This window comes from Mycobacterium sp. 050134 (assembly GCF_036409085.1).
Lineage (GTDB): Bacteria > Actinomycetota > Actinomycetes > Mycobacteriales > Mycobacteriaceae > Mycobacterium.
Genome location: NZ_JAZGLV010000007.1, coordinates 44,295 through 65,928 on the forward strand (window position 1 = coordinate 44,295; position 21,634 = coordinate 65,928).

Consider the following 21,634-nt stretch of genomic DNA (forward strand, 5'->3'; position numbering starts at 1 on the left):
TCGCCCGACGACCTAAGCAACATGAGCTTAATTAAGCGCGTTCGAAATGCCTACGAAAATATGGTTTTTCATGGATGTGTCGGTGATTCATCTTTCGCGCCTTAATTCGTGCCCGATCGGCCCCAAAAAGCGGCCCCCTTAGCGCGTTTTCAAACCAAAAGTATTTGAATCGACATTCTTGATACCGCCCACCATGGCACACCCGGGCAATCACCCGCGGCGGGCGGCTGCGAGCGGCCGTTGCGGGTCCGCGGTGTGCGGATCCCGGCTCGGGGCCCAACGCCGTTGAACGACAACGGGTTCGGCGTCACTCGCGGTGGGACGAATGCCTGGGCCGCCGCCAGCTCACCATGGCGGCGGCTGGCCGGCGCGAATCCGGCCGACCTCGGCACGGGCGAAGCGCACGCGGTCGGTATCGGCGCCGCGCGCGGCGGCCAGCGCGCCGGCGAGGTCGTACGCGGCGTTGAGAACGTAGCGGGCGCGTTTTCGTTGCCGGCGGCCCTGCGCGGCCTTGCGGTAAGCCCGCCGAGCCTTGCGCTTTCCGACCAACGCCTCGAGTTCGCTTGCCGTGATGACATTTTGGTCCTCCTCGGGTGCCATGACGTCGCGCAGGAAGTCGCGTTCTCGGACCACGGTGACGGCGTAGACGCGGGCCGCGATGCCGAGCGCCACGATGATGACCGCGACCAGCAGGCCCAGCATCGCGAGCGGGCTCGAGCCCGCGACCGCCGTCAGCGTGTCCCACGCGCCGTGCAGCAGCATCGCCGTGGCCATGAGCAGCAGGCCCCGGAACACGCGCCGGGGTTCCGCCGGCCTGCCCAGCAAATAGATCAGGCCCGCGCAGAAGATCGCGCTGTAGACGATGTGCGCGCCGACTCCACTCACCATGCGCAGCACGATCGTGGCCAGGGACGCGCCCACCTGATTGGCGCCGAATTGCGAGCCCGCCGCCGTCATCGCGTACGCGATGTCCTCGACGATCTGGAACCCGAGGCCGATGAATGCCCCGAGGATGAAGCCGTCGAATGCGGTCCGGACCTGCCGCGGAGCCAAGGCGACCAGGAGAAGCAACCCGATTCCCTTCGCCGGCTCCTCGACGAACGGCGCCGACAGCCCCGCGCCCCAGTCCAGGGCCCACGCCTGGCCGAACGCCTTCGCGTACAGGGCGAGGATCGCGTCGTTCGCGCTGGCCGCCAAGATCCAGGTCGCGGCGAAACCGCCCCACAGGAAGGCGACGACCATCAGCTTGGCGGGCAGTTTGGCATAGCGGTCGATGCGCACTGTGAACCACCAGAAGAGGGCCGCGTAGACCGCGAACAACGTCACGGCCAGGCCGAGCGCTTGGCCGTAGGCGTTGTACTCCCGCGCGAGCTGGGAGGCGAAGGCGACCGCCCCCGTGCCGACCAGAGCCAGGTATCCCCAGAACGCGAAGTTGCGGGGTTGGTAGAATCTGAATCCCCTGCCCCAGCCGGATAGGTCGAGCGCGACGTCGCGGGCCCGATCGAGGTCGCTCGGCGTCCTGGCAGCACCGGTCATCGTGTGCCCTCTGCGCCGCGGTTGATGCTGCGGATCATCCGGACCACGGTCGCCGTGGGCTCCGCCGTGCCGTCGGAGGGTCCGGTCGCCTCGGCCTCCACGCCCCGCCCGTCGAACACGAAAGCGGCGATGATGCCGCCCTTCTGCGGCCCGGTGATCCGGGCGGTCGTGCCGTGTTTTCCGTCTTCGGTGACGATCGTGGTGCGCCGGCCGGTCACGTGAACGCCGCGACCGCGGTTCAGCGCGTCGGTGGTCTTCTCGATCTGATCGAGCAGCGCGTTGGCATCTCCCTGGAATGGCGCCGTGCGCACGGTGAACGTCACATCCCCGTTCACCACGGTCGCGTGGTCGGGGTACTCGCCGGATAGCGGGCCGCGACCGGCGCGTAGCCCGGACGTGATGCCCCAGCCGGCGTCGGGGACGAACGTGACATCGCCTTGCAGTTCCATGACGTCGCCGGCCCTGACCAGGTCGTGGTAGGACACCGCCGCATTGACCAGCGGCAACACCACCGCCATGACGAACGCCACCGCGAACACCGTGAGCGTGGGCGCCATCGTGCGCCGATCAAGGCCGAACCACCGCTGATCGGCGGGCACCCAGCCATCAGCGGGTTCGAACTTCGGCGCCGAGGCCACCGGTTGCGGGCCATCCGACATGGGTGCCTCCGACCTATCCTGCTGCGGAACCTTTGCTGACCGCCCCGAAGGCGTCGGGCTCGACAGTAGCGACGGCTCGAGGTGCCCGACCCGACCGTCGGCAATCCGGGACCGGCCCGGGGAGTGTGACGGTTGGCCGTCGGGCAGGTGACTTTCGGCCCGAGTCGCGCTCGATACCCCGGGTTCAGAGTTGACACGGTGCCGCTACGGCGCAGTACGGGATGGAGGAGCCGGCAAATGTTTCGTTCAGGTTTGACGCCGCGCCGATTGGTGGCGGGCGCGATGGGGGCCACCGCACTGACCGGCACGCTGTTGGGTGCCGCGGCGGGTATCGCCACGGCCGACGCGCCGCCTCGCCCCCCGAACTGCACGGCGGCGGACGTGGCAGGTGTCGCGACGGGTGTGGGGGCGGCGCTATCGGCTTACCTCTTCGCGCATCCGGATCTCAATGCGTTCTACACGGGACTGCAGGACCAGCCGAAGGACCGTATCCGCGAGGAAGTGCAGAACTACTTCAACGCCAATCCGCAGGAGCAGGCCGACCTCGAGAGCATTCGCCAGCCGCTGGCCGACATCAGGCAGCGGTGCAACTGGACGCCCTTGCTCGGCGAGAGCGGTGCGACTCCCTGAGTGACACGACGGTGAGGAGATTTCGATGACTATTCGATTGCGGTCGTGCGCCGCGGGGAGCTTGATGGTGTTGTCCCTCACGACGATTCCCGAAATGTTCACCCTTCTGGGCCCGTCGGGCGTGGCCAACGCGGACGTGTGCGCGAGCGTCGGCAGGCGCGTTTCGATCAGCGGCTGCACCAACGTTGCCGACACGGTGAATACGTATGTGCCGCCGCCGAACGACTATGCGCCGCTGCCCCAAGACTTTCCGCCCCCGCCGCCCCCTCCCCCGCCGGTGAACGTGTGCGTCGGGGCCGGCCGGCGGGTCCAGGTGAGCGGGTGCTTCTGACGCGGCGGGTTCGCGCCGACATCCGCTACGGCGAGTTAGTCCTAGCCGCTCGCCGGCTCGGCATGCGGCGCCGCACGACCACGACAACGAGCACCAGCGCGGCCAGCACGGGTGTCCAGGGGATGAGGAACGCGGCCGCCAGCGCGATGCCGCGCAGGACCGAAAGCAGCGACCGCCACCCGTGCTCGAGCGCGCCCACGAAACCGGTGCGTGTCACCGACGGTGTGGCCGAGATGTCGACGTTGATTGTCGCGTAGGAGATCTGGTCGCCGAGGGCGGCGCGACGCGCCCTCAACGAGTCCAGTTCGGCCTGCCGCTCGGTCAGCGACGACTCCGCGGCGAGCAGGTCGGCGACATTGCCGGCGCGACCCATCAGCTCCAGCAGTCGATTGACGGAGGTCTGCAGCGCCCCGATGCGGGCGTCGAGGTCGACGCGCTGCGAGGTGACGTCGTTGTGGTTGATCGACATGGACTCGACGGTCCCGAGCTGCTTGGCGTTCGCCACGACCCCGTCGAGCCTGTCCGCGGGCACGCGCAGGACGAGTTCGACCGTGGGAGTCGATGACCCGGATCGCTCGGATCGCGAGTCCACCCGGCCGCCAGCATCGGTGACCGCGGTAACGAGCCGGTCGGCCGCCCGGGCGGGCTCGGCGACCACCATCTGCATCGAGCCCGTGGTGACGACGTCGCGCTGGGAGGTGTTGTCCTGCGGCGCCTGTGGAGGCGGCGGCGCCTTCGGTGCCGCGATCGTGTTCTCGGGCAGGGGTACCCGGGGGGCCGGCGCCTCGATCGTGCCGAGCGGCTTGCCGGCTGCGCCGTGCGGGGCGGCCGAGGAGCCGTCGCGACCCAGCGACCAGATCCATCCAGCGCCGACCAGCAACGCGCCGACCAATGCCAGCGCAATCACGTTGCTCAACTTCACTGTTCGCGCCTCGCGCTTCCCCGGGCGCGCCGTCACCGGCGGCCCAGGCGTCGGCACCGTCGCGGCGACCGGCGTGGGCGCGACCGGTGCGGTACCACCGGGGACCGGTGGCATCGCCGACCGCAGCGCCGCCGCCGGCACGGCGTTGACGGGCCCCCGGGTCGGGGCCAGTCCCCCTCCCGAGTCCCATCCGGCCGGCACCTCGACGGGTTGCATCACCCGGTGCCGCGCCAGCCCCTCGGCAACCACGCGGCTGTCCACCGCGACGTACGCCGTGAATCTGCACAGGACACCAAAACGCAAGGAGGTCTCGACGATTCGTTTGGCCAGGCCCTCCGTCGGGGTTGCGGCGTAGCGGTCCTCGAGGTCGCGCAGGCGGGCCCGCGCCCACTGCGCCGTCACCGCCGGCGCATCGCGGCGTTGACCGGCGACCGTGGCCGACCAGTCCCCGCCGTCGCGGGTGGAGCCGCGCACGGTGAGTGATCCGGTCGCGCGTCCGCGATACCGCCCGGATACAACGAGCGGGACCCCCGGAAACAGGTCGGGCAGCCGCGCCGGGCTTTCGGTACCCGCGATGGTCGCCAGCCCGTCGGTGCGCAGCGCCAGTGCGTGCGCGAGCGGCGCGCCGACGCACCGGTGGATGGTGTCCATCGCCTCGTCGAGGCGGTCCTCGCTCTCCACCAGCTCGCAGCGACCCCCGCCGACGCCGGCCAGGCGTCCCAGCATCCCGGCGTTGACGGCCCGGTCGATGCCCACCGCGTGCACCCGCACCCGTTGCAGGTCCCCGGTCAATTCGTGCAACAGCTGGTCCTCGTTGCCGACGTGCCCATCGGTGACCAGGACGACGACGGCGTCGCGGCCCTGATCGTTCCGCAACAGGTTGAGTGCTTGCCGAAACGGCGCAAGCATTTCCGTGCCGCCGCGCGCATCGACCCGGGCGAGGTGCTCGACGGCGCGGTACCGGTTGCGGTCACTGGCTTCCGCCAGGCCGTCGGGAAGTCCTGCCGGGCGGTCGATGTGGTCGTCGAAGGTCAGCACCGCGAAGCGGTCCGACTCGGTGAGGGTGTCGACGATGCGCGCCGCGGCTCGGCGGGCGGTCACCATCTTCCAGCCGCGCATGCTGCCGGAGCGGTCGAGCAGCAGCACCACGTCGCGCGGGCGGGGCGGGGCACTGGACGCCGGCGGCAGAACGGTGAGCTGATAGGTGCCCTCGTTGCCCGTCGCGTCGGGCACCAGGACGAGGGAGTCGGTGACGTCTTCGGCGCCGTAGCGCAGTCGCAAGACGAAGTCGCGGTCGGCGCGGTCGCCGGGTTGTACCCGCAGGCGACCGTCCTGGGTGGACACCGTGTGCAGGCTCGACCGCACCTCCGACAATGTCAGGCCGGCGGGGTCGACGCCGACCTCGATGGCCAGCGGCACCGGGTGCGGAAAGCCGCGCAGCAGCACGGGCGGGGTGATCCGCGACGCGTCCGGAACGGCGTCGGTGTCGTCGGCGTGACCGTCCCCGACCGCCATGTCCGGCAGGGCGGTGCCCGGAATGTACCGTGGCGCAACCACAAGCGGGAAACGGAAGGTCGCCTCGCCCGCCGCGTAGGCGAGCGGCATGACGAGCGTCAGTGTGATGCGGACCCGTTCACCGGGCACGATGTTGCCCACCCGCATGGTGAAGATTTCCGGCCGCTCCTCCTCGGCGATCGAGGCCCGCCGGCCCGAGGCGATCGCCTCGTCGTAGGCCTGCCGCGCGGCTTCGCGCTCGCGCAGTTCGGCCTCCACCACCCGTCCGTCGGCGGTCATCCGCATTCGTGTCACCGCACCCCGGTCCGGCAACGGGAAGACGTAGGTGGCTTCCAGCGGCACCTCGAAGGCGTTGACGAAGTCCTGCGTCAACGCGACCCGGCTAGTCAGGCCGGTGATGTCCACGCGCACGTCGATGCATGCGAGCGGCAGGTTGCCCCGGTCGGTGCGCAGCGCGCCCAGCCCCACGTCGTCGGTCGCCGTCGCGTGGGTGCTCTCCGCCTCGGTCATCGAGGTGATGCGGACGGTCATGAGAGGCTCCGTTCATCGGGGGACGGACGGCCTGTCAGCAGGCCGCGTTCGGCGAGCAGTTCGAGCAGCGGCCGGGCGGCCGCGTGAATCGCGTGGATGTCGTCGCGATCGGGCCGGCCCGTGTGGTCGGCCGGCACCATCAACAGCGCCCCGCCGGGCAATGGCACGGCGGCCAGCTTCGTGACAGTGTCATCGCCGGCCTCGTCGACCACCGGCGGCGCGGGGGCGGGCGGATCGGCCCAGAATCGCGTTCGGCGCGCCCGCGGGGGCGTCGGCGCGGGCGAAGTTTCCGCCGCGATGAGTTCGTCCGGGACGGCAGCGATCTCGCGCAGCGCTTTTGTTGTGGCACCGGCCAATTCGGCCTGGATCTCGGCGAGCGAACGGCCCTGGGCCTGGCGGCGTTTGACCGCGACGATCTGCAGCAGTTGCCGGGGCCCGTACACCGCGGTGCGGCCCTGCATGGCGGGCCGGTCGACCAGCCCGGTCGTCGTGTACCACCGCACCGCCCGCCGATCGGGCAATTGCCGGACGCGCCCGTTGGGGGCGCCGGGGTACGCCAGGGTCGCCAGGCTGGCGGCCACCCGCCGCACCAGCTCGTCCAGCGTCCACGCCGCCTCGTCGGTCACAAGGTCGATCTTGACACTGTCATTGTTACACTGTCAAGATAGTCTTGTTCGTTTCACGGTCAGAACGCCGGGAACCGGGTATTACTTCGGGACGGCCGGTATGACGACGGAGGCGAAGTGACGACAAACCCCAAGGCGGCAAGCGGAGTGTTGATGCAGTTGCGGGCCACGCGGTTCCTTATTGCGGCGGCGACGCGTGTGGCGCGGGGTGCGTCAGACCTTAGACCTCGGTGGGCGGTCGATTCGACGCATCGGCTTTGCGTACCGAACTCCGGCTCCGGTGAAGCAGCTCGCAGTCGTGCGGGCTGACGAGAGCGGCAGCACGGCGGCCTCGAAGCCCGAAACGGTGCCGGCCGCAACGCCTTCGACGCCGGTGAACGAGAGTGCAACAACGAAACGACCGGCCAAGGCGGCGCCCGCAAAAAAGGCGCCCGCGAAGAAGGCAGCGGCGAAAGCGCCCGCCCAGAAAGCACCGGCCAAGAAGGCACCCGCAAAAAAGGCCTCAGGAAAGAAGGCGGGCGCCTCGCCGGACGGGGACGGCAAAGCCGCCGACAGCTGACCGCGTTCGAGGCTTCGCAGGCGGGCCGAGGCGCGCCGAATGCCGTTGCGCCGCAGTCGATCAGGCCGCGATCCCGAGTTCCTGGTTGATCTGTGCGAGGTATCTCGGCCCGTCCAGCGTGAGCAGCACCCAGTCGTGGATCTGGCCGTTGGCCAGGACGAAGTTGATGTTTGCGCCTTGCGCGACGGCTTCTTGCTGCAGGGTCAACACGTCGGCCGAGAGGATGTCCATGTTGCCCGAATAGACATAGGTGGGCGGGAGCCCGCTCAGGTTTCCGTACAGCGGACTCACCAGCGGGTTGGTCACGGAGAGAGCGCCGGCCCACGCCCTACCGATCTGTTGGGCGGGCCCGATCGGCAGTAGGGGGTCCTGGACCAGCGCGATGTTGGGGTTCGTCATTCCCACATCCAGCCAGGGCGACAGCAGAACCATCGACGCCGGAATGGCCTGATGATTGGCCACCAGGGATTCAACGGCGGCCAGCGCGAGGTTGCCGCCCGCGGAGTCGCCGATCACGCTGACATTCGGGGCCCCGTGGAGGGCGATCTGCGAAGAGATGAGGCCGGCCATCTGGGGCACCACCGTCGCGGCGGTCCCGCCTTGCTGCAGCAAGGGATAGATCGGCACTTCCATGGTCGCACCGGTCTGGTAGGCCATTACCGAGTAATCGAGCCAATGGAAGATCGAGGGCGGGAGGATGAACGCCCCACCGTGAATGGCGACCACGTAGTTGCCGGTCGGGTGCGCGGGGGTGATCTGCACGACGCTCATCCCGTTGTACGTGGTGAACTGGACCGTCTCCCCCAGCAGCCAGTTCAACAGCGGCGGCGGTGAGTTCCCCAGGACCCAGGACAGCGGCGGGATGTCGCTGCTGACCAGTGCCAGGAGCGGGGAATTCGGCAACGAGAGCTGGCCTTCGAGACCGGACAGACTCAGCAGCGGCTTCACCGGAAACAGCGCGAACTCTTCCAACCTCGTCGCCAATGACGGTGTGCCGGTGAAGGTCCCGGCCTGGGTCGCCGGGAACGGCGGCGCGGCCGTTTCGCCGAATATGTCGACGAAGATCGTGTTGGCCACCAGTTTGATTTCGTTGGCCACTGCCGTGGTGGTCTGCTGGACTTCCTGCTGGACGAAGGTCAACCCGTTCCCGACAGCCCTGGCGAGTTCGCCCGGCAGGCCCGGCAGGTTTTCCAGCGCGCCGGCCCAGGGACCCAACTGGGCAACCGTTGCCGACGCGCTGGTGTAATACCCGCTCATCACGGCGACGTCGTGCGCCCACATCTCCTCGTACTCGGCCTCGGCGGCCGCGATCGCGGGGGTGTTCTGCCCGAACAGGTTCGAGGCCACCAGCGACACCAGCCAGCCCCGGTTGCCCATCACCACCCCCGGGTCCACGATGGTCGCCGCCGCGGCCTCGAACGCGGCGGCCGCCGCGCGGGCCTGGGCTGCCGACTGCTCGGCCTGCGCGGCGGCCTTGCCCAACCAGTCGACATATCGGGCGACCGCGTTCGTCATGGACGCCGAGGCGGGGCCTTGCCAGGCCTGGGCCGCGAGGTCCGCCGTGACGGAATTGAATGCATTCGCCGCCGAACTCAGTTCAGAGCCGATCCCGTCCCAAGCCGCCGCCGCCTCCAACATCGGCGTCGACCCCGGTCCGTTAAGCAGCAGAACAGAATTCACCTCAGGCGGAAACACCGCAAAGCTCACTACCGCTCCCCCTTGCTCTGCACATCAGCGGGCGTTGGAAGCAACGTACATCGTTTCATGAGCTGCAAGAAGGGGTTTCACCGGAGTCGTTCGTCGATCGGCGGACGCCGTCCGCGCGGTACCGGCGGGGTGGCAAGCGGGGCCGTCGTCGGGGGCGGCCAATGTTACGGCCGACTGAACGCACCCTGCATTTCCCAAATTGACCGTTCACAAATGGTCTCGGTGTCATAACATAACTTCACCCTTAGTCAAACCAATAGGAGATCCCTGATGCGAATGAAGTTGCTCGCCGCGTCCGCCGCCACCTTCGCGCTGGCCTTCGCTCCCGCGGCGCAGGCCGCCCAAACTCCTTACCAGCCCGTCGTTCCGGTGCGGCCCGGCACGCCCGCCACGGTGCAGCCGCTGGACTGCCAGGGTTCGACCGGCGACCACGGCTGCGGCGCCGGGTTCTACTGGCGCAATGGCGACCACGGTTGGGCTTGCTACCCCTGCAATTAGTCCGTACCCGCCACGGTTAATGGCGCGGCGATAATCCTTCGGTCGGGTGCTCCCCCGTCGCGAATCGAATTGAGCAAACCAGCTTCCGGCCCCGCCGGATGCTGGTTTGTGTTCAGCACTCAATTCGTCTGCCGACCCCGACCCTCATCGGGCGATTCCGAGGTTGAGGATGGCGGACACGCACGCGTAGCTGGCGCGGTGTAGGTCGCGGAGGGCGCTGGGCCGATTTGTCACCACGATCTGGGCGTCACTACCGGAACTCCGAGGTGGGCGGAGAGTCGGGCGGCGACGTTGCCGAGCCAGCGGTGGATCTCGGTGTCGCTGGGCCGCGGCCGGCGAGTCCTCGCCCATGCGCGACTCCCCCGCATGTAACGACCCGAGTTAATGTTGACTTCCCACCTGTTGGCCGCGCGGTTCCAGACGATCTCACCGCTGACCCTCGACTGCGGAAGGCCATCGATCCTTTGCCCCAGATCGCCGAACTCCACCGCGATCGTCGGGTGACCCTGGCCATCGATCGATTTTCGGAATTGCTCGAGTTGTTCGGTGCTGGGCAGCTGCCCTTGGTGGTGATAGCGGTACTGCTCGGTGAGTTCCTCCACGGAGAGCATCGCGCCCAGTTCTGCACTACCGATGCGGATATGCCCCTCGGCGTCCACACCGTAATGCCACTTCGCATCGGTGTGGAACAACAACACCTCAGGCGGCATATCCGATAGCCGATACCAGACCGGGTTGATCCGCGGCGAATCCGTCTGCCCGTCCTTCTCACCCGGCTTGACCCACGAAGCCTCCACCAAACGCCCATATTCGTAATCAAGGTCGACGTCGACCGGCAACCGATCCGGAACCCGCGGGACAGCACCGGCCAGTGCGCCTTCGTCCCGAACCTCACCGGCGACGCGGCCCGTGATTGGGGTTTCCGCGTGGGGGGCAATTCGGTCGGGTTGCCCGGATTGCCGATGCGCGGACGGCCCCGAAGGCACATTGCGCGGTGCGTGCGGGCGTGTTGAAGCGTTCGCGCCAGCACCGGCACCGGACCTACCAAGACGCTCACCGGATCCTGCCGGCGGCGGGCCGGCCGGGCGTTCATCCGGACGCTGCGTGCCGCCGCGGCGCACGCCCAACCCGGTGACGGGAACAAAATCCCGGATGGAGTCGACTTGGTCTGGGATGGCGACTTTGCCCGGCGCGTACTCGTCTTGTAATAAGCGCCGAAGTTCTTGTGTTTGCTGGAGATCGGGATTTGTTTTTCGTTTCTCCCGCTGGCTGGCCTTGAAGGTGTTGTGATTATCGACTTTGGCCCTGTAACTGTCTGGGGTATGAATCTGGACGGTGAAATGGTATCCCTCCTCGGTGGCCAGGACGGCGCTCACACCACGGAAGGTAGGATTTTTGTCAAGGAAATAGTTCTTGACCCGCATTTTGGAGAAGCCGGCACGCTGCAGTTCTTGCAAAGCTTCGCGGGTGCGTTGGGTGAAATGTTCCAGCGGGAAGACTATGACGTATCGGAGGGCATTGCTTACCCGGTGTTCTGCCCTATTGTTAGCCGTGTCGCCCATAGCAGCCAGATCATCCCGCATGGAACCGATGCTTCGCAGTTGTTTGTTTTGGTCACGCAGCTCGGTTCCTAGTTCGTGAGCCACCTGAGCCACGGTGGGGGTAATGTGCGGCTCCTGCTGTTCGGCTTGGCTGTGCAAAGCCTGCGCCAACGAGTGGGCGTTGGCGTGTTGGCCGGCTATCTCGATGGGGTCTTCGGGCGCGGCTGGCCGGGCCAGAAGATCGTGCTGGTCGGCGAGGTCCAGGCCGGCCTCCATGACCCCGGCGGCCAGGGTGGGATTGTCTTTGAGGATCTCGCGGTCGGTGTGCGGATCGAATTTTCCGGCGTGCAGCCGGCGGGCGGCGGCTTTGGCGTAGGGAACGCTGTGCACGTTGGGGGCTTGCGCGAAAAGGGCTGCCAGGCGGTCGGCTTTCTGTTTGAAGATATATGCGCCGGTATCGGACTTATAGGCGTCGGTGCCGACTTTGATGCCCAGGCTGAGGAAATTCTGCAGGCTCTGTGGCAGGTCATCGGGATCGTAGCCTCTGGAGTCGAAGTGCATGCGGTTGGGAAACGCGTTGAGGATCGCCTCGATGCGGTCGACCGGGGTCCGCGCTGCGTTGACCTCCTCGAGTTTGGGGAACAACTCCAAGAGCCGGGTGTCGTCGATCTGCTGCCGGACGGCCAATTCGCTGCCCTCTTGCTGTGTCTGTTCCAGGGTTTCCAGCCGCTCAGCGACCTGGGTCGGGCCCGCAAGCGATGACGGAGGAGGTTCAGCAGTATCGTCCCGGGTGGGCGCCGGGTCGTCGCGCCACGCCTGCAGCTGATCGCGCAACAGACCGATCACCGTTTTGGTGTCCGGGTTGTGGGCGCGGTCGAACTCCCCATCCAAGGCAGCCATCAACTGTTCGGCGGACGTCTGCCGTTCCCCCTGTTCTAGCGCTTGGCGAAATTGTTGTTTGAGATGGGGGTCGAGCCCCTCATAAGTCCCGAACACGCTGCGTTCGGCGATCCAGCGGCGGGTGTCTGGGGACTGCGCCAGATAGGCGAGCAACAGACTGCTGTAGCGCTGCAACGTGCCCAGTTTGGTGGACAGAATTTGCCGGCCACGTCCGAACTTATAGTGGCCGCTTTCCTGATCGATCGCCGGGGTGTGGGATTTGGGCGGCTTGAGAGAGGGTAGCGGTTTTAGTTCCCGCTCAAATCTCTGCACGTGGTCGAACAAGGCGGGCCGGTCGCCGATGATAATCACGGCGTCGCCGTCGAAATCGCCGTCGAGTTTCTTTTGTTCGTGGGGCGGGACCGCGGCCAATGATCCCGGGCCGAACACCTCGGTGGCTTGCAGAATGCCGGTCGCGACCATCTCGGTGTCGCTGGTGTTCCGGTCCTTACTCGCGAGCCAGTCGGAATGAGTCTTGATGTCCTCCGCCGAGAACACCACACTGCGATCCGCGTAATCGAGCGGCCATTTCTCATCAGGCACCAGCACGAGAACACCCTTGGCGAAAAACAGCCGCTGGTGTGGCTCCTGCTCGGCGGCGGGCTCAGCGGCGACGAAACTGTATTGGATCGCCGTAGCCTCGGCCAAAAATGACGCCGTAGCATCCTCTCGCTCGCCGACCTGGCTGCGGTCGATCGGCCGTAAATTCGGCTTGTCATAGGGAGAGCGCCCGATCAAGACGCCGGCCGCGCCGACCCCATCCCCGCTCTTGCGGGGGGGCAGATGCAGCTTGCCGTCGGAAGCGGGGACGGCCACCCCATGCCGGCCCCGGATATCGCCGGTGGTCAACGTGCGGAACAACTCCTCACCGCGAGGCGCAGTGCCACTGCCGGCGGCCAGGGCGGGCCGCAGCTTTTCCACGACTTCTTCGACCACCTCACGAGAGCGCGGGTAGTGCTGCAGCGCGTGCGCAGATAGTTTGGCTGGGCGCTCCCCAAAAATCGGCAACTTCCCCCGAGCTTTGTCGAAGAGCCCCATTTTGTGGGCGACCGATTCCTTGATGAACCCCGTCCCGTCATGCGGACGAAGTGCAATCCCTCCCCGCAGCTGGAACGGGTGGACCTCATCGGGGTGCCGGTCGGGCAGGATTGCAATAGGAAACGAGCCCTCCAGCACGTAATCGTGAGGCCGCAGGCCAGCGATGCCCGGTGGAGACGCCAGCATCATGCGCTGGAAGTAGTAGAAACTCTCCTGATTAGGCAGCAGCTTCGCCATCAATCCGGCAAATGAACTGTCATGCCGCGTGTCGGCTAGCGGGACGGCCACCAATCGCCCCTCATTAGCGGCCTTGAACTGTCCTGGCTTCCGCGCGAAGATCGCCTCCAGGGTTTCGGCCTCGGTTTTCATCCCGCTGCCCCCAAACAGATCCATCCGGTAGGGAACCCCATCCACATGGAGCGTGCGCCCCAACATGAAACCGCTCAGCTTGCCCGGCAACTGCACACCCACCGGCTTGATCGTGCCCTCTGTCAGACGACTCAAGATGGAATACCGCGGCGTATCCGATCCCGGATGTTCATCCGGGATCGGGGTGCCCCGCAAATCGACCTTCGGCAAGCTCAGCAACCCAACATCGGCGGGCGGTGGTCCCGGCTCATGGCGCATCTGACCCAACACCGCAGCCATGTCGAACGACGCAGGCACCCCGGCCACCTGACTGTCGACCTCACGCTGGCTATCTGCCCGCAGCCACTCATCAAGCGCATCAAGCGGATTTTCGACCTCCAGCTGCGCAATCAAATTCCAGCTGCCGCTCGATAAATCGTCCTCGATCAACTTTCGGTTGTCCCGCAACGTCGCGTCGAGCCACGCTTTGAGGTCGGGTCCCAACCGCGCATCCCCAAACTCCGCCGTGCCCCGACGACGCTCCGCCCGTGCCGTCATGTTGGCGACGACGTGGTAGGTCTTCAAGATCTGAAACACCGTTAACGCGGGATTGCGCGTAGCAAACCTCTCATCCGGGTGCGCCAAGTCTCTGGAATGATACAAATCGAGTTTGCGCGCAATCAGCGGCTGCAGACCCACCAAATAACCCAGTGTTTGTTCTCGGAAACGGCGCAATTGCGGACTGCGCACCAACGGCAATAACGCCACACTCAAATTCCCCAGCGTTTCCAAATTCACGCCACTGAGATCATCGTGTTTGCGCAACTGTGCCAGCCGTCCAACCCCGGGCGAGGCCAGCGCCCGCAAATCGTCGTACAGCCGCACTTTGGCCAAAGCCTTGAAAAGGGTAGCAATCTCCAACACCCCAGCCTGCTCTAGCCGACGAGGATCCTCCCCCCAATGGTCAGCCAGCTGATGCAACCGCTCAGTAAACAACGCTTGCGCGTGCACATCTCCGGCCGCCATCTCGCCGCGTGCGAATGCGTTGGCCAATTGACCAAGACCCGCCTGAGTGAAACCCCCAAACCAATGGGCCCCCCTACCCACCTTCTCAGCAATCCACGCCAACCCCTGCGCCGCCGTGGGACTCGCGTCGAGATCCAACTTGCTCAACGCATTGGCCAAATTCGCCAGCGCTTGCGGGTCGTAGTCGTGCAGATCGGCGGCGACCACCGTTTTGGCGATATTTTCCAAGCCCTCCCTCACCGCTGGGCTCGCCTCGACGTCCAGCTTGCTCAACCCATTAGCCAAATTCGCCAGCGCTTGCGGGTCGTAGCCGTTCAGATCGGCGGCGGCCACCGTTTTGGCGATATTTTCCAGCCCCGCCTTCGCCGCGGGACTCGCGGTGGCATCCAACTTGCCGATCGCATTGGCTAGATTTGCCAATGCTTGCGGAGCGTGGTCATCCCAGTTGGTCTCGGTCACATGTGTGGCGATTTTACTGAGCCCGCTTATCGCGGCTGGGTTCCGCTCGAGATCCAGTTTGCTGAACGCGTTGGCTAGACTTGCCAGATCTTGCCGTGCGTACTTACTGACATCTGTGTCGGCTACATACGTGGCGACTTTGTTAAGCGCCTCCGTTGCGGCTGGGTTTTGGTCGAGATCTAATTTGCTGAACGCATTGGCTAGATTCGCCAAATCTTGGGAATTGTACGTGTCCAGATCAGCCTCGGCAACTTGCTTCGCAATCGTTTCCAGCGCCCTCCGCCCGACCTGGCTGGTGATCGTCAGCTTGCTCAATGCGTTGGCCAGATTCGCGAAGTGTTGCGGGTGATAGTCGCTCAGGTCGTCGGCGCCGACCACCTGCGCCGCAATCGCTTCCAGCGCCCCCCGCCCAACCTCGCCGGTATCAGGGCTCAGCTTGCTCAATGCATTGGCCAAATTCGCCAAATCTTGCGGGCTGTAGCCATCCAAATCGGCGTTTGCCACATGCGCGGCGATCTTGCCCAGCCCACGTGACGCGGCTGGGCTCTGGTCAAGATCTAGCTTGCTCAATGCGTTGGCTAGATTCGCCAAATCTTGGGAATTGTACGTGTCCAGATCAGCCTCGGCGACTTGCTTCGCAATCGTTTCCAGCGCCCTCCGCCCGACCTGGCTGGTGATCGTCAGCTTGCTCAATGCGTTGGCCAGATTCGCGAAGTGTTGCGGGTGATAGTCGCTCAGGTCGTCGGCGCCGACCACCTGCGCCGCAATCGCTTCCAGCGCCCCCCGCCCAACCTGGCCGGTATCAGGGCTCAGCTTGCTCAATGCATTGGCCAAATTCGCCAAATCTTGCGGGCTGTAGCCGTCTAAATCGGCGTTTGCCACATGCGCGGCGATCGTGTCGAGCCCATGTACGGCAGCTGCACTCTGCTCGAGATCCAGCTTGCTGAGGGCATTAGCTACCATTGCCAACTCTTGCGGCTTGTAGCCCTCTGAATCGGCGTGTGCCACCACGGCGGCGAGCCCTTCGAGCCCCGTCTTCGCCGGCAAGCTCGCCATGGTAGTAAGCTTGCTGAACGCATTCGCCAGGTTTGCCACGTGTTGGGATTCGTAGTCCTTGAAATCTTCGGTTTCGGCCACCCGCGTGGCAATCGCCTCCAGCGCCCACCGCCCAACCTGGTCGGTATCAGGGCTCAGCTTGCTGAATGCGTTGGCCAAATTCGCCAAATGTTGCGAGCTATAGCCGTCTAAATCGGCGTTTGCCACATGCGCGGCGATCGTGTCGAGCCCATGTACGGCAGCTGCACTCTGCTCGAGATCCAGCTTGCTGAGGGCATTAGCTACCATTGCCAACTCTTGCGGCTTGTAGCCCTCTGAATCGGCGTGTGCCACCACGGCGGCGAGTTTTTCGAGCCCCGTCTTCGCCGGCAAGCTCGCCATGGTAGTAAGTTTGCTGAACGCATTCGCCAGGTTTGCCACGTGTTGGGGTTTGTAGTCCTTGAAATCTTCGGTTTCGGCCACCCGCGTGGCAATCGCCTCCAGCGCCCACCGCCCAACCTCGCCGGTATCGGGACTCAGCTTGCTCAATGCATTGGCCAAATTCGCCAAATGTTGCGCGCTGTAGGCGCTCAGGTTGTCGGCGCCGACCACCTCCGCGGCAATCGCCTCCAGCGCCCACCGCCCGATCTGGTCGGTATCGGGACTCAGCTTACTGAATGCATTGCCCAACTCAGCCAAGTCATGCGCGTTGTAGCCGCTCAGATCAGTACCGACCACCTGCGCGGCAATCGCCTCCAGCGCCCACCGCCCGACCTGGTCGGTATCGGGACTCAGCTTGCCGAATGCATTGCCCAGCTCAGCCAAGTCATGCGCGTTGTAGCCGCCCAAATTGGCGTTTGCCACATGCGCGGCAATCGCCTCCAGCGCCCGCCGCGCAAACTGGCCGGTATCGGGACTCGGCTTGCTCAAAGCATTGGCCAGATTCGCCAAATGTTGCGGGTTGTAGCCGTCCAAATCGGCGTTTGCCACATGCGCAGCGATCGTGTCCAGCCCGCGTGTCGCCGCGGTACTCTGGTCAAGATCCAGCTTGCTCCAAGCATTGGCCAAATTCGCCAAATGTTGCGGTTCGTAATCGCCGTTCACACCAGCGGTAGCTACATGTGTCGCAATCGTCTCCAGCGCCCGTCGTGCAATCGGGTTGGTGCCTGTGGCTATCTTGCTGAATGCATTGGCTAGGTTCGCCAACTCTTGGGATTTAGAGTTGTTCAATCGGTCGTTGCCGATCATCGCGGCGGCAATCGATTCCAGCGCCCGCCGAGCAACCTCGATGGTATCTGGGTCCAGCTTGCTGAGTGCGTTGGCGAGATTCGCCAAATGTTGCGGGTCGCTGGCGGCGTTCAAACCGGCGGTCACTACATGTTCAGCGATCCTTTGGAGCGCACGTCTCGCGGATGATCCTGGGTTGAGACTCAGTTTGCTGATCCCATTGGCGACAAGCGCCAGACCTTGCTCTGTGTAGTTCCTCAGATTGGCGTGGATCATCATATGTGTGGCGATCTTGACAAGTCCGCGCTCCGCGGCAGTACTGGGGTTGAGATCTAGTTTGCTGAAGGCGTTAGCCAACAATGCAATATCGAGGGCGCGCACTCGCCGCCCCAACCAACGGGTTTGACTAAACTTCGCCGCAATTTGATTCAACGCGTCTCGCGAGTCGTGGTCTTCCAGATTCTTGCTCAACTCGTTCGACAGCCCGGCGTAGCCAGAGAGCTCGTATTCAAGTATCGGGGCATCGTCACGTGACGCCAAAAACCCTTGCGCATACTCCGCGATTAGAGCCTTTTGCAGCTGCGAATAATTCCCATTTGTTCCTTTTTGATCACCCCCGCCCCCTAGCCTTCTTAGCCTTTCTTTTAGCTCTCTGGAGCGGTTTTCGGCCTCATACTTCGCCTCACTTCCCCACGTCGTTGTCGCCCACCGCGTTGCTTCCCGCGGCCGGGGCCGGTAATTTCCCGAATCCCTTTCAGGAAAATCGCTGCCGGCTCTTCTCCGCTTCCGGGAACCCTCGGCCTCATCTCCTTCCCGGGGCCGCTTTGAGGATTCTCCTGCCCGCTCTGAACGTCGCTCAGGTGCGTCGTGCCGAGAACTTCGTCGGGAAACATGCTCGTGGCCATCCCTCGGCCCATGCTCTCCTCGCGGCGCCCGACTAGCGGCCCGGCCTACCACCGAACTGCTCGCGTTCACCGCGGCCTCGGTCTCGCGACCCGACGCTCTACTAGTACCCGCATGAGCGCGCGATGCGACCGGCCTTTCTCCCGATTGCGCGAGCCCACCCGCACCTCGCGACACGGCAAATGGGAAACGACCAGTCCCTGGCGTGATGGGCTCCCAGCCGACTGCCGACGCCGATAGCGACGCCCGCGGTGCTTCCGGCTCGATGCCGTGCCTTCGTGTCTGCCCTGGTGCCTGAGAAGTCGCCAACCCCAGCTCGGCCCGTCGCCTAGACCCGCTGGAGGAGGCGCCCTGGTCAACCCAGCCACCAGGCTCGGGACGTAGCGGGCGGGCATCTCGGTCGCTGCGGTCGACAGATCGACTCCGATCAGCCCCGCCAGCCCCGAGCACCGGATCACCGGTGCGCACCAAGTTGGCCACGTACTGCGCGACCTGGAGGTGGTTGCCTTTTTGTTGTCGATCGTCCAATCGACCGTAGGCCTGCCGGATCGTGTCCTCAAACGACATGTCGTCAAACTCAGCCTGGGCGTGAGCGCGCCGCCTGGCCGAGACCCCGTCGCGGAACGATCGCAGCTCCAGTTTGGCTTGAGCCATTACGTCGGCAGCGCGGCCAGAGTCACGCTCGGCCAGCACCTGCCATGCCTCACCGGGCACTCTTGGCCCAAACGATGGGCGAGAAAGCGGCACCGGGTCGGGCCCGGCACCAAAAGACGGCATCCCGCGATCCGCCGCCACCGCAGTCATCCTGGTGTCAGTGCCCGTGGCCGGATCGGATCCTCTGTTGGGACCAAAGTCGTTAGCCCCCAAATGATCTTGCCCCGCCCGCCGCCGGACAGCGCCATCACCCGACGGCCCATTGTCGCTATCTGACGATCGCACACCCAAAATCGGCTCGGACTCCACGTCCCGCGCCGCCGTGTCCGCAGAAGATCTCGTGATGGCCTGACCGTCAGGGCGGGCCACAGACGGCGAAGGCTGCCGCAGGGACCGAGAATCGGCCAACTCAAAGAACTCCGATTCTCCGAACCGGGCATCACCACCACGGACATCTCCAACTCGCACCGATGACTCGTCGCTGTCCGGATGGCGCCCGCTCGACGGCGATAGAGCGTCGTGGCTGGATGGTGCGAGGGCTGCCAAGGCGGGAACGGCAATCGCCGAAGGTTCGGAGGAATCGGTCGTGGTCACGGTGTCTGGCACGGATTGCCCCATCGACCGCTCCGCAGTTTCGACGGGCGCTGTCGCGTCCGCGGCATCCCCCTGATGGTCGCCAGTGCCTATCGGCTCGCTGTCACGTCCGGCCGTGTCGGGTGCTGGGTGCCCATCAAACGGGTCCGACGGCTCAGTGGGCTCGGCATGGGAGCGCGCGACCTTGAGTGGTTGCGGCGCAGGGGTAACGTCGGCTCGCACCGGCACTGTGGGCTCGGACGAGGATGACCGCTCGGCGGGTGAAGCGCCCACGGGAGGAATGCCCGGCTTTCCCGTCGGCACCGCGCGGGACGCACCTCCGCTAGCATCCGTGCCCGGGTGCCGCACCCCGAGTGTGCTCTCAGATGCGGCCGAAGACGACGGCCCGTTCGCTGAGTCTTGTGAGGTCGCCGTGATGCTGGACTGCGATCTGCGGGCCACCGCGGTCTGGTGGTCTGTCGAGCCGGCGGCACCGGTCGAGCTCGGCGATGGTTTGGCCCGATCGGCCAGTTTGCCTGGCGCCGCCCCCTGCTCGCCATGCCCTTGGCCGGCGTCCGATTCCCCTCCACGCGACCTCTGCCCTTCGCCTGTCCCCCCAGGCGTCTCGTCGGATAATCCGCCGGCGGGCGGCGTCGCTGGATTGCCTGAACCGGAAGCAGCCTGTCGGGCGATAGTGGTTTCCGGCGGGGATTCCTGCGCTTCGGTCTCGGTGCGGATTGTCGACGGCGGGACACTTTCGTCGTTGAATGACGGATTGCCGTTGGCGCCGCTGACTTGAGGCGCGCTCGGCCCTGCTGAATCATCCGATCCGTCAAGCGAAGCGACCGTATTGCCGACGCTTGTTCCGCGTCCCGGCGCGGGCGGTTCCGCACCCGGAGCAACATCGACGTCATGCGGACCGCTGTGCGTGCCCGCAGGTTCGCCACTCGGAAAGATCTTGACGTCGTCGCCGCCCGAATCGCCGTTTGTATCCAGAGATCCGTCCGTGCCATCGACTGATTCACCGTCGTCCCCGTGGGCCCCATCGTGCCGATGTTCGGTGCTACCGCTGATACCCCCCGAGATCGCCCCTCCACCGGCACCACCGAATATGTCCGCTGCGTCCATGCCGCCCCCGGTGGCGACCCCACCGGCGACATTTCCCACCACCCCCGTGCCGAAGTGGGTGACCGCGCCCTTAACGAGCTTCGAGGCGATATCGGTGGACTCCCCGAGCGCTGTCCCGATGGCTGCGTGTGCAAGAGGGCTTACAACCCCGCCGATAACGGCGCCTAAGGCGATTTCGAACGTCTGCCCCCAGTCGATGCCACCATCGCGGAACCCGTGCTGGACTTGCCATTCCTGGATGGCGAAGTCTTGGACCACCGATAACCCGGCACCGATGGCCGCGCCCTTGGCCATCTCCGGGGCCAGCTTCCGCGCCGACAATGCGGCCTTCGTGGCGAGCTGTTGCAGCCCCTTCTTTGTCAACGTTTCGGCCAACAGTGTCGAGATCCGGCGTAGCAACGTTGTGACCAGCGCGCGGACCATGGCCATCGTGATGGCTTCAACAGGCGGAATCCAGGCCAGCGACGCGCCAAAAGTCCAATCTACCGACGCCAATGCATAGGCAATTTCCGCGGCAGCGAGCGCCAGTGAGCTGAGAATCTGCAGCTTCGTGTACTGGATTTCGGTACCCGTTTGCCGGGCAAGACCGCCCAACGACGACATCTGGTCGGCCAGATTCTGAATGGACGAGTCGCCCGACAGCAGCGACTGGAATTGTGCCGCAACCGCACTGGCCGTCTGACCCGAGACCACCGACAATGTCTCCGACTGAACCGGTTCGAGCGTGGCGACGAGAGCCGACATTTGTTGCGACGAGTTGATCCAGTCATTACCGATTTGAAACATTGCGGTCTCGTCGCCCTTGGGCCACGCTTCTCCGGCGAGATATGAAACCCATTGCAGCCCAGGCGGAATCTCGATCCCCATCTCAAAATCTATACACCCGCCGGCCGTAGACCGCCATTCGGTCAGAGATCACCGCGGGCGGATCCTCGTTGCTGTGGGCGGCATATCCAATCATGCGCGGAGCGAACCGTCTTTGATTTGAGCGGCCGACATTCTAAGGCGTTACTGAATGCTGTAGTCGGACTGACGATTCGGGCAACCGTCCTCCGCCCCCCGCATTGGCAGTCGCATACACGACTGTCTGCATCGCTTTGCCGCGGCCAGCCGCGAATGCGCTCGAGAATCATTGTGACTGGCGGACCTGCCAAGCCTCCGCGGCTATGGGCCGCCATCGTGGCCAGGGTGATGCGCTGCGCTAGAAGTGGATTGGCCAGACGATAACCACCAAATCTGTTGTTGAACG

At 65.2% G+C, this 21,634-nt stretch carries 10 protein-coding genes; 4 read left to right on the forward strand and 6 right to left on the reverse strand.

What is annotated here, in order from left to right; genetic code table 11:
• Window positions 1-345: 345 nt before the first annotated feature.
• Both SKC42_RS09905 and SKC42_RS09910 read right to left on the reverse strand, forming a co-directional pair.
• Window positions 346-1,536, reverse strand: a complete 1,191-nt coding sequence (locus SKC42_RS09905; protein WP_330964138.1) for a PrsW family intramembrane metalloprotease — start codon at window positions 1,534-1,536, stop codon at window positions 346-348.
• On the reverse strand, window positions 1,533-2,195 hold the full coding sequence (locus SKC42_RS09910) for a hypothetical protein (protein ID WP_330964139.1): 663 nt from the start codon (window positions 2,193-2,195) through the stop codon (window positions 1,533-1,535). The genes SKC42_RS09905 and SKC42_RS09910 overlap by 4 nt, the downstream gene beginning before the upstream one ends.
• A 237-nt stretch (window positions 2,196-2,432) precedes the next feature.
• Between SKC42_RS09910 and SKC42_RS09915 the strand changes: the two genes are divergently transcribed.
• Window positions 2,433-2,825 carry a heme-binding protein gene (locus tag SKC42_RS09915; RefSeq protein WP_330964140.1) on the forward strand — a complete coding sequence of 131 codons (393 nt, stop codon included), beginning with the start codon at window positions 2,433-2,435 and terminating at the stop codon, window positions 2,823-2,825.
• 64 nt (window positions 2,826-2,889) lie between these two features.
• Window positions 2,890-3,156, forward strand: a complete 267-nt coding sequence (locus SKC42_RS09920; RefSeq protein ID WP_330964307.1) for a hypothetical protein — start codon at window positions 2,890-2,892, stop codon at window positions 3,154-3,156.
• 25 nt (window positions 3,157-3,181) lie between these two features.
• Here the strand turns inward: SKC42_RS09920 and SKC42_RS09925 are convergent, their stop codons facing one another.
• Together SKC42_RS09925 and SKC42_RS09930 are read right to left on the reverse strand one after the other, a co-directional pair.
• Entirely contained in the window at window positions 3,182-6,124 is a 2,943-nt protein-coding gene (locus tag SKC42_RS09925) for a DUF4349 domain-containing protein (protein WP_330964141.1), read from the reverse strand.
• Window positions 6,121-6,750, reverse strand: coding sequence for a MerR family transcriptional regulator (locus SKC42_RS09930; RefSeq protein ID WP_330964142.1), 630 nt, complete (start codon window positions 6,748-6,750; stop codon window positions 6,121-6,123). Before SKC42_RS09930 ends, SKC42_RS09925 begins: the two co-directional genes overlap by 4 nt.
• A 280-nt stretch (window positions 6,751-7,030) precedes the next feature.
• On the opposite strand from SKC42_RS09930, the gene SKC42_RS09935 reads away from it, so the two are divergent.
• Window positions 7,031-7,309 (forward strand): hypothetical protein, encoded by a 279-nt coding sequence (locus SKC42_RS09935; protein WP_330964143.1) that lies wholly within the window; start codon window positions 7,031-7,033, stop codon window positions 7,307-7,309.
• A gap of 60 nt (window positions 7,310-7,369) precedes the next feature.
• Here the strand turns inward: SKC42_RS09935 and SKC42_RS09940 are convergent, their stop codons facing one another.
• Complete coding sequence (locus tag SKC42_RS09940) at window positions 7,370-9,004, reverse strand: PPE family protein (protein WP_330964308.1); 1,635 nt, start codon at window positions 9,002-9,004, stop codon at window positions 7,370-7,372.
• A gap of 282 nt (window positions 9,005-9,286) precedes the next feature.
• Between SKC42_RS09940 and SKC42_RS09945 the strand changes: the two genes are divergently transcribed.
• Window positions 9,287-9,514 (forward strand): hypothetical protein, encoded by a 228-nt coding sequence (locus tag SKC42_RS09945; RefSeq protein ID WP_330964144.1) that lies wholly within the window; start codon window positions 9,287-9,289, stop codon window positions 9,512-9,514.
• Window positions 9,515-9,744: 230 nt separating this feature from the next.
• Here the strand turns inward: SKC42_RS09945 and SKC42_RS09950 are convergent, their stop codons facing one another.
• A complete protein-coding gene (locus SKC42_RS09950) occupies window positions 9,745-21,252 on the reverse strand; it encodes a WXG100-like domain-containing protein (protein ID WP_330964145.1) in 11,508 nt (3,835 codons plus the stop codon).
• Between the last annotated feature and the right edge of the window lie 382 nt (window positions 21,253-21,634).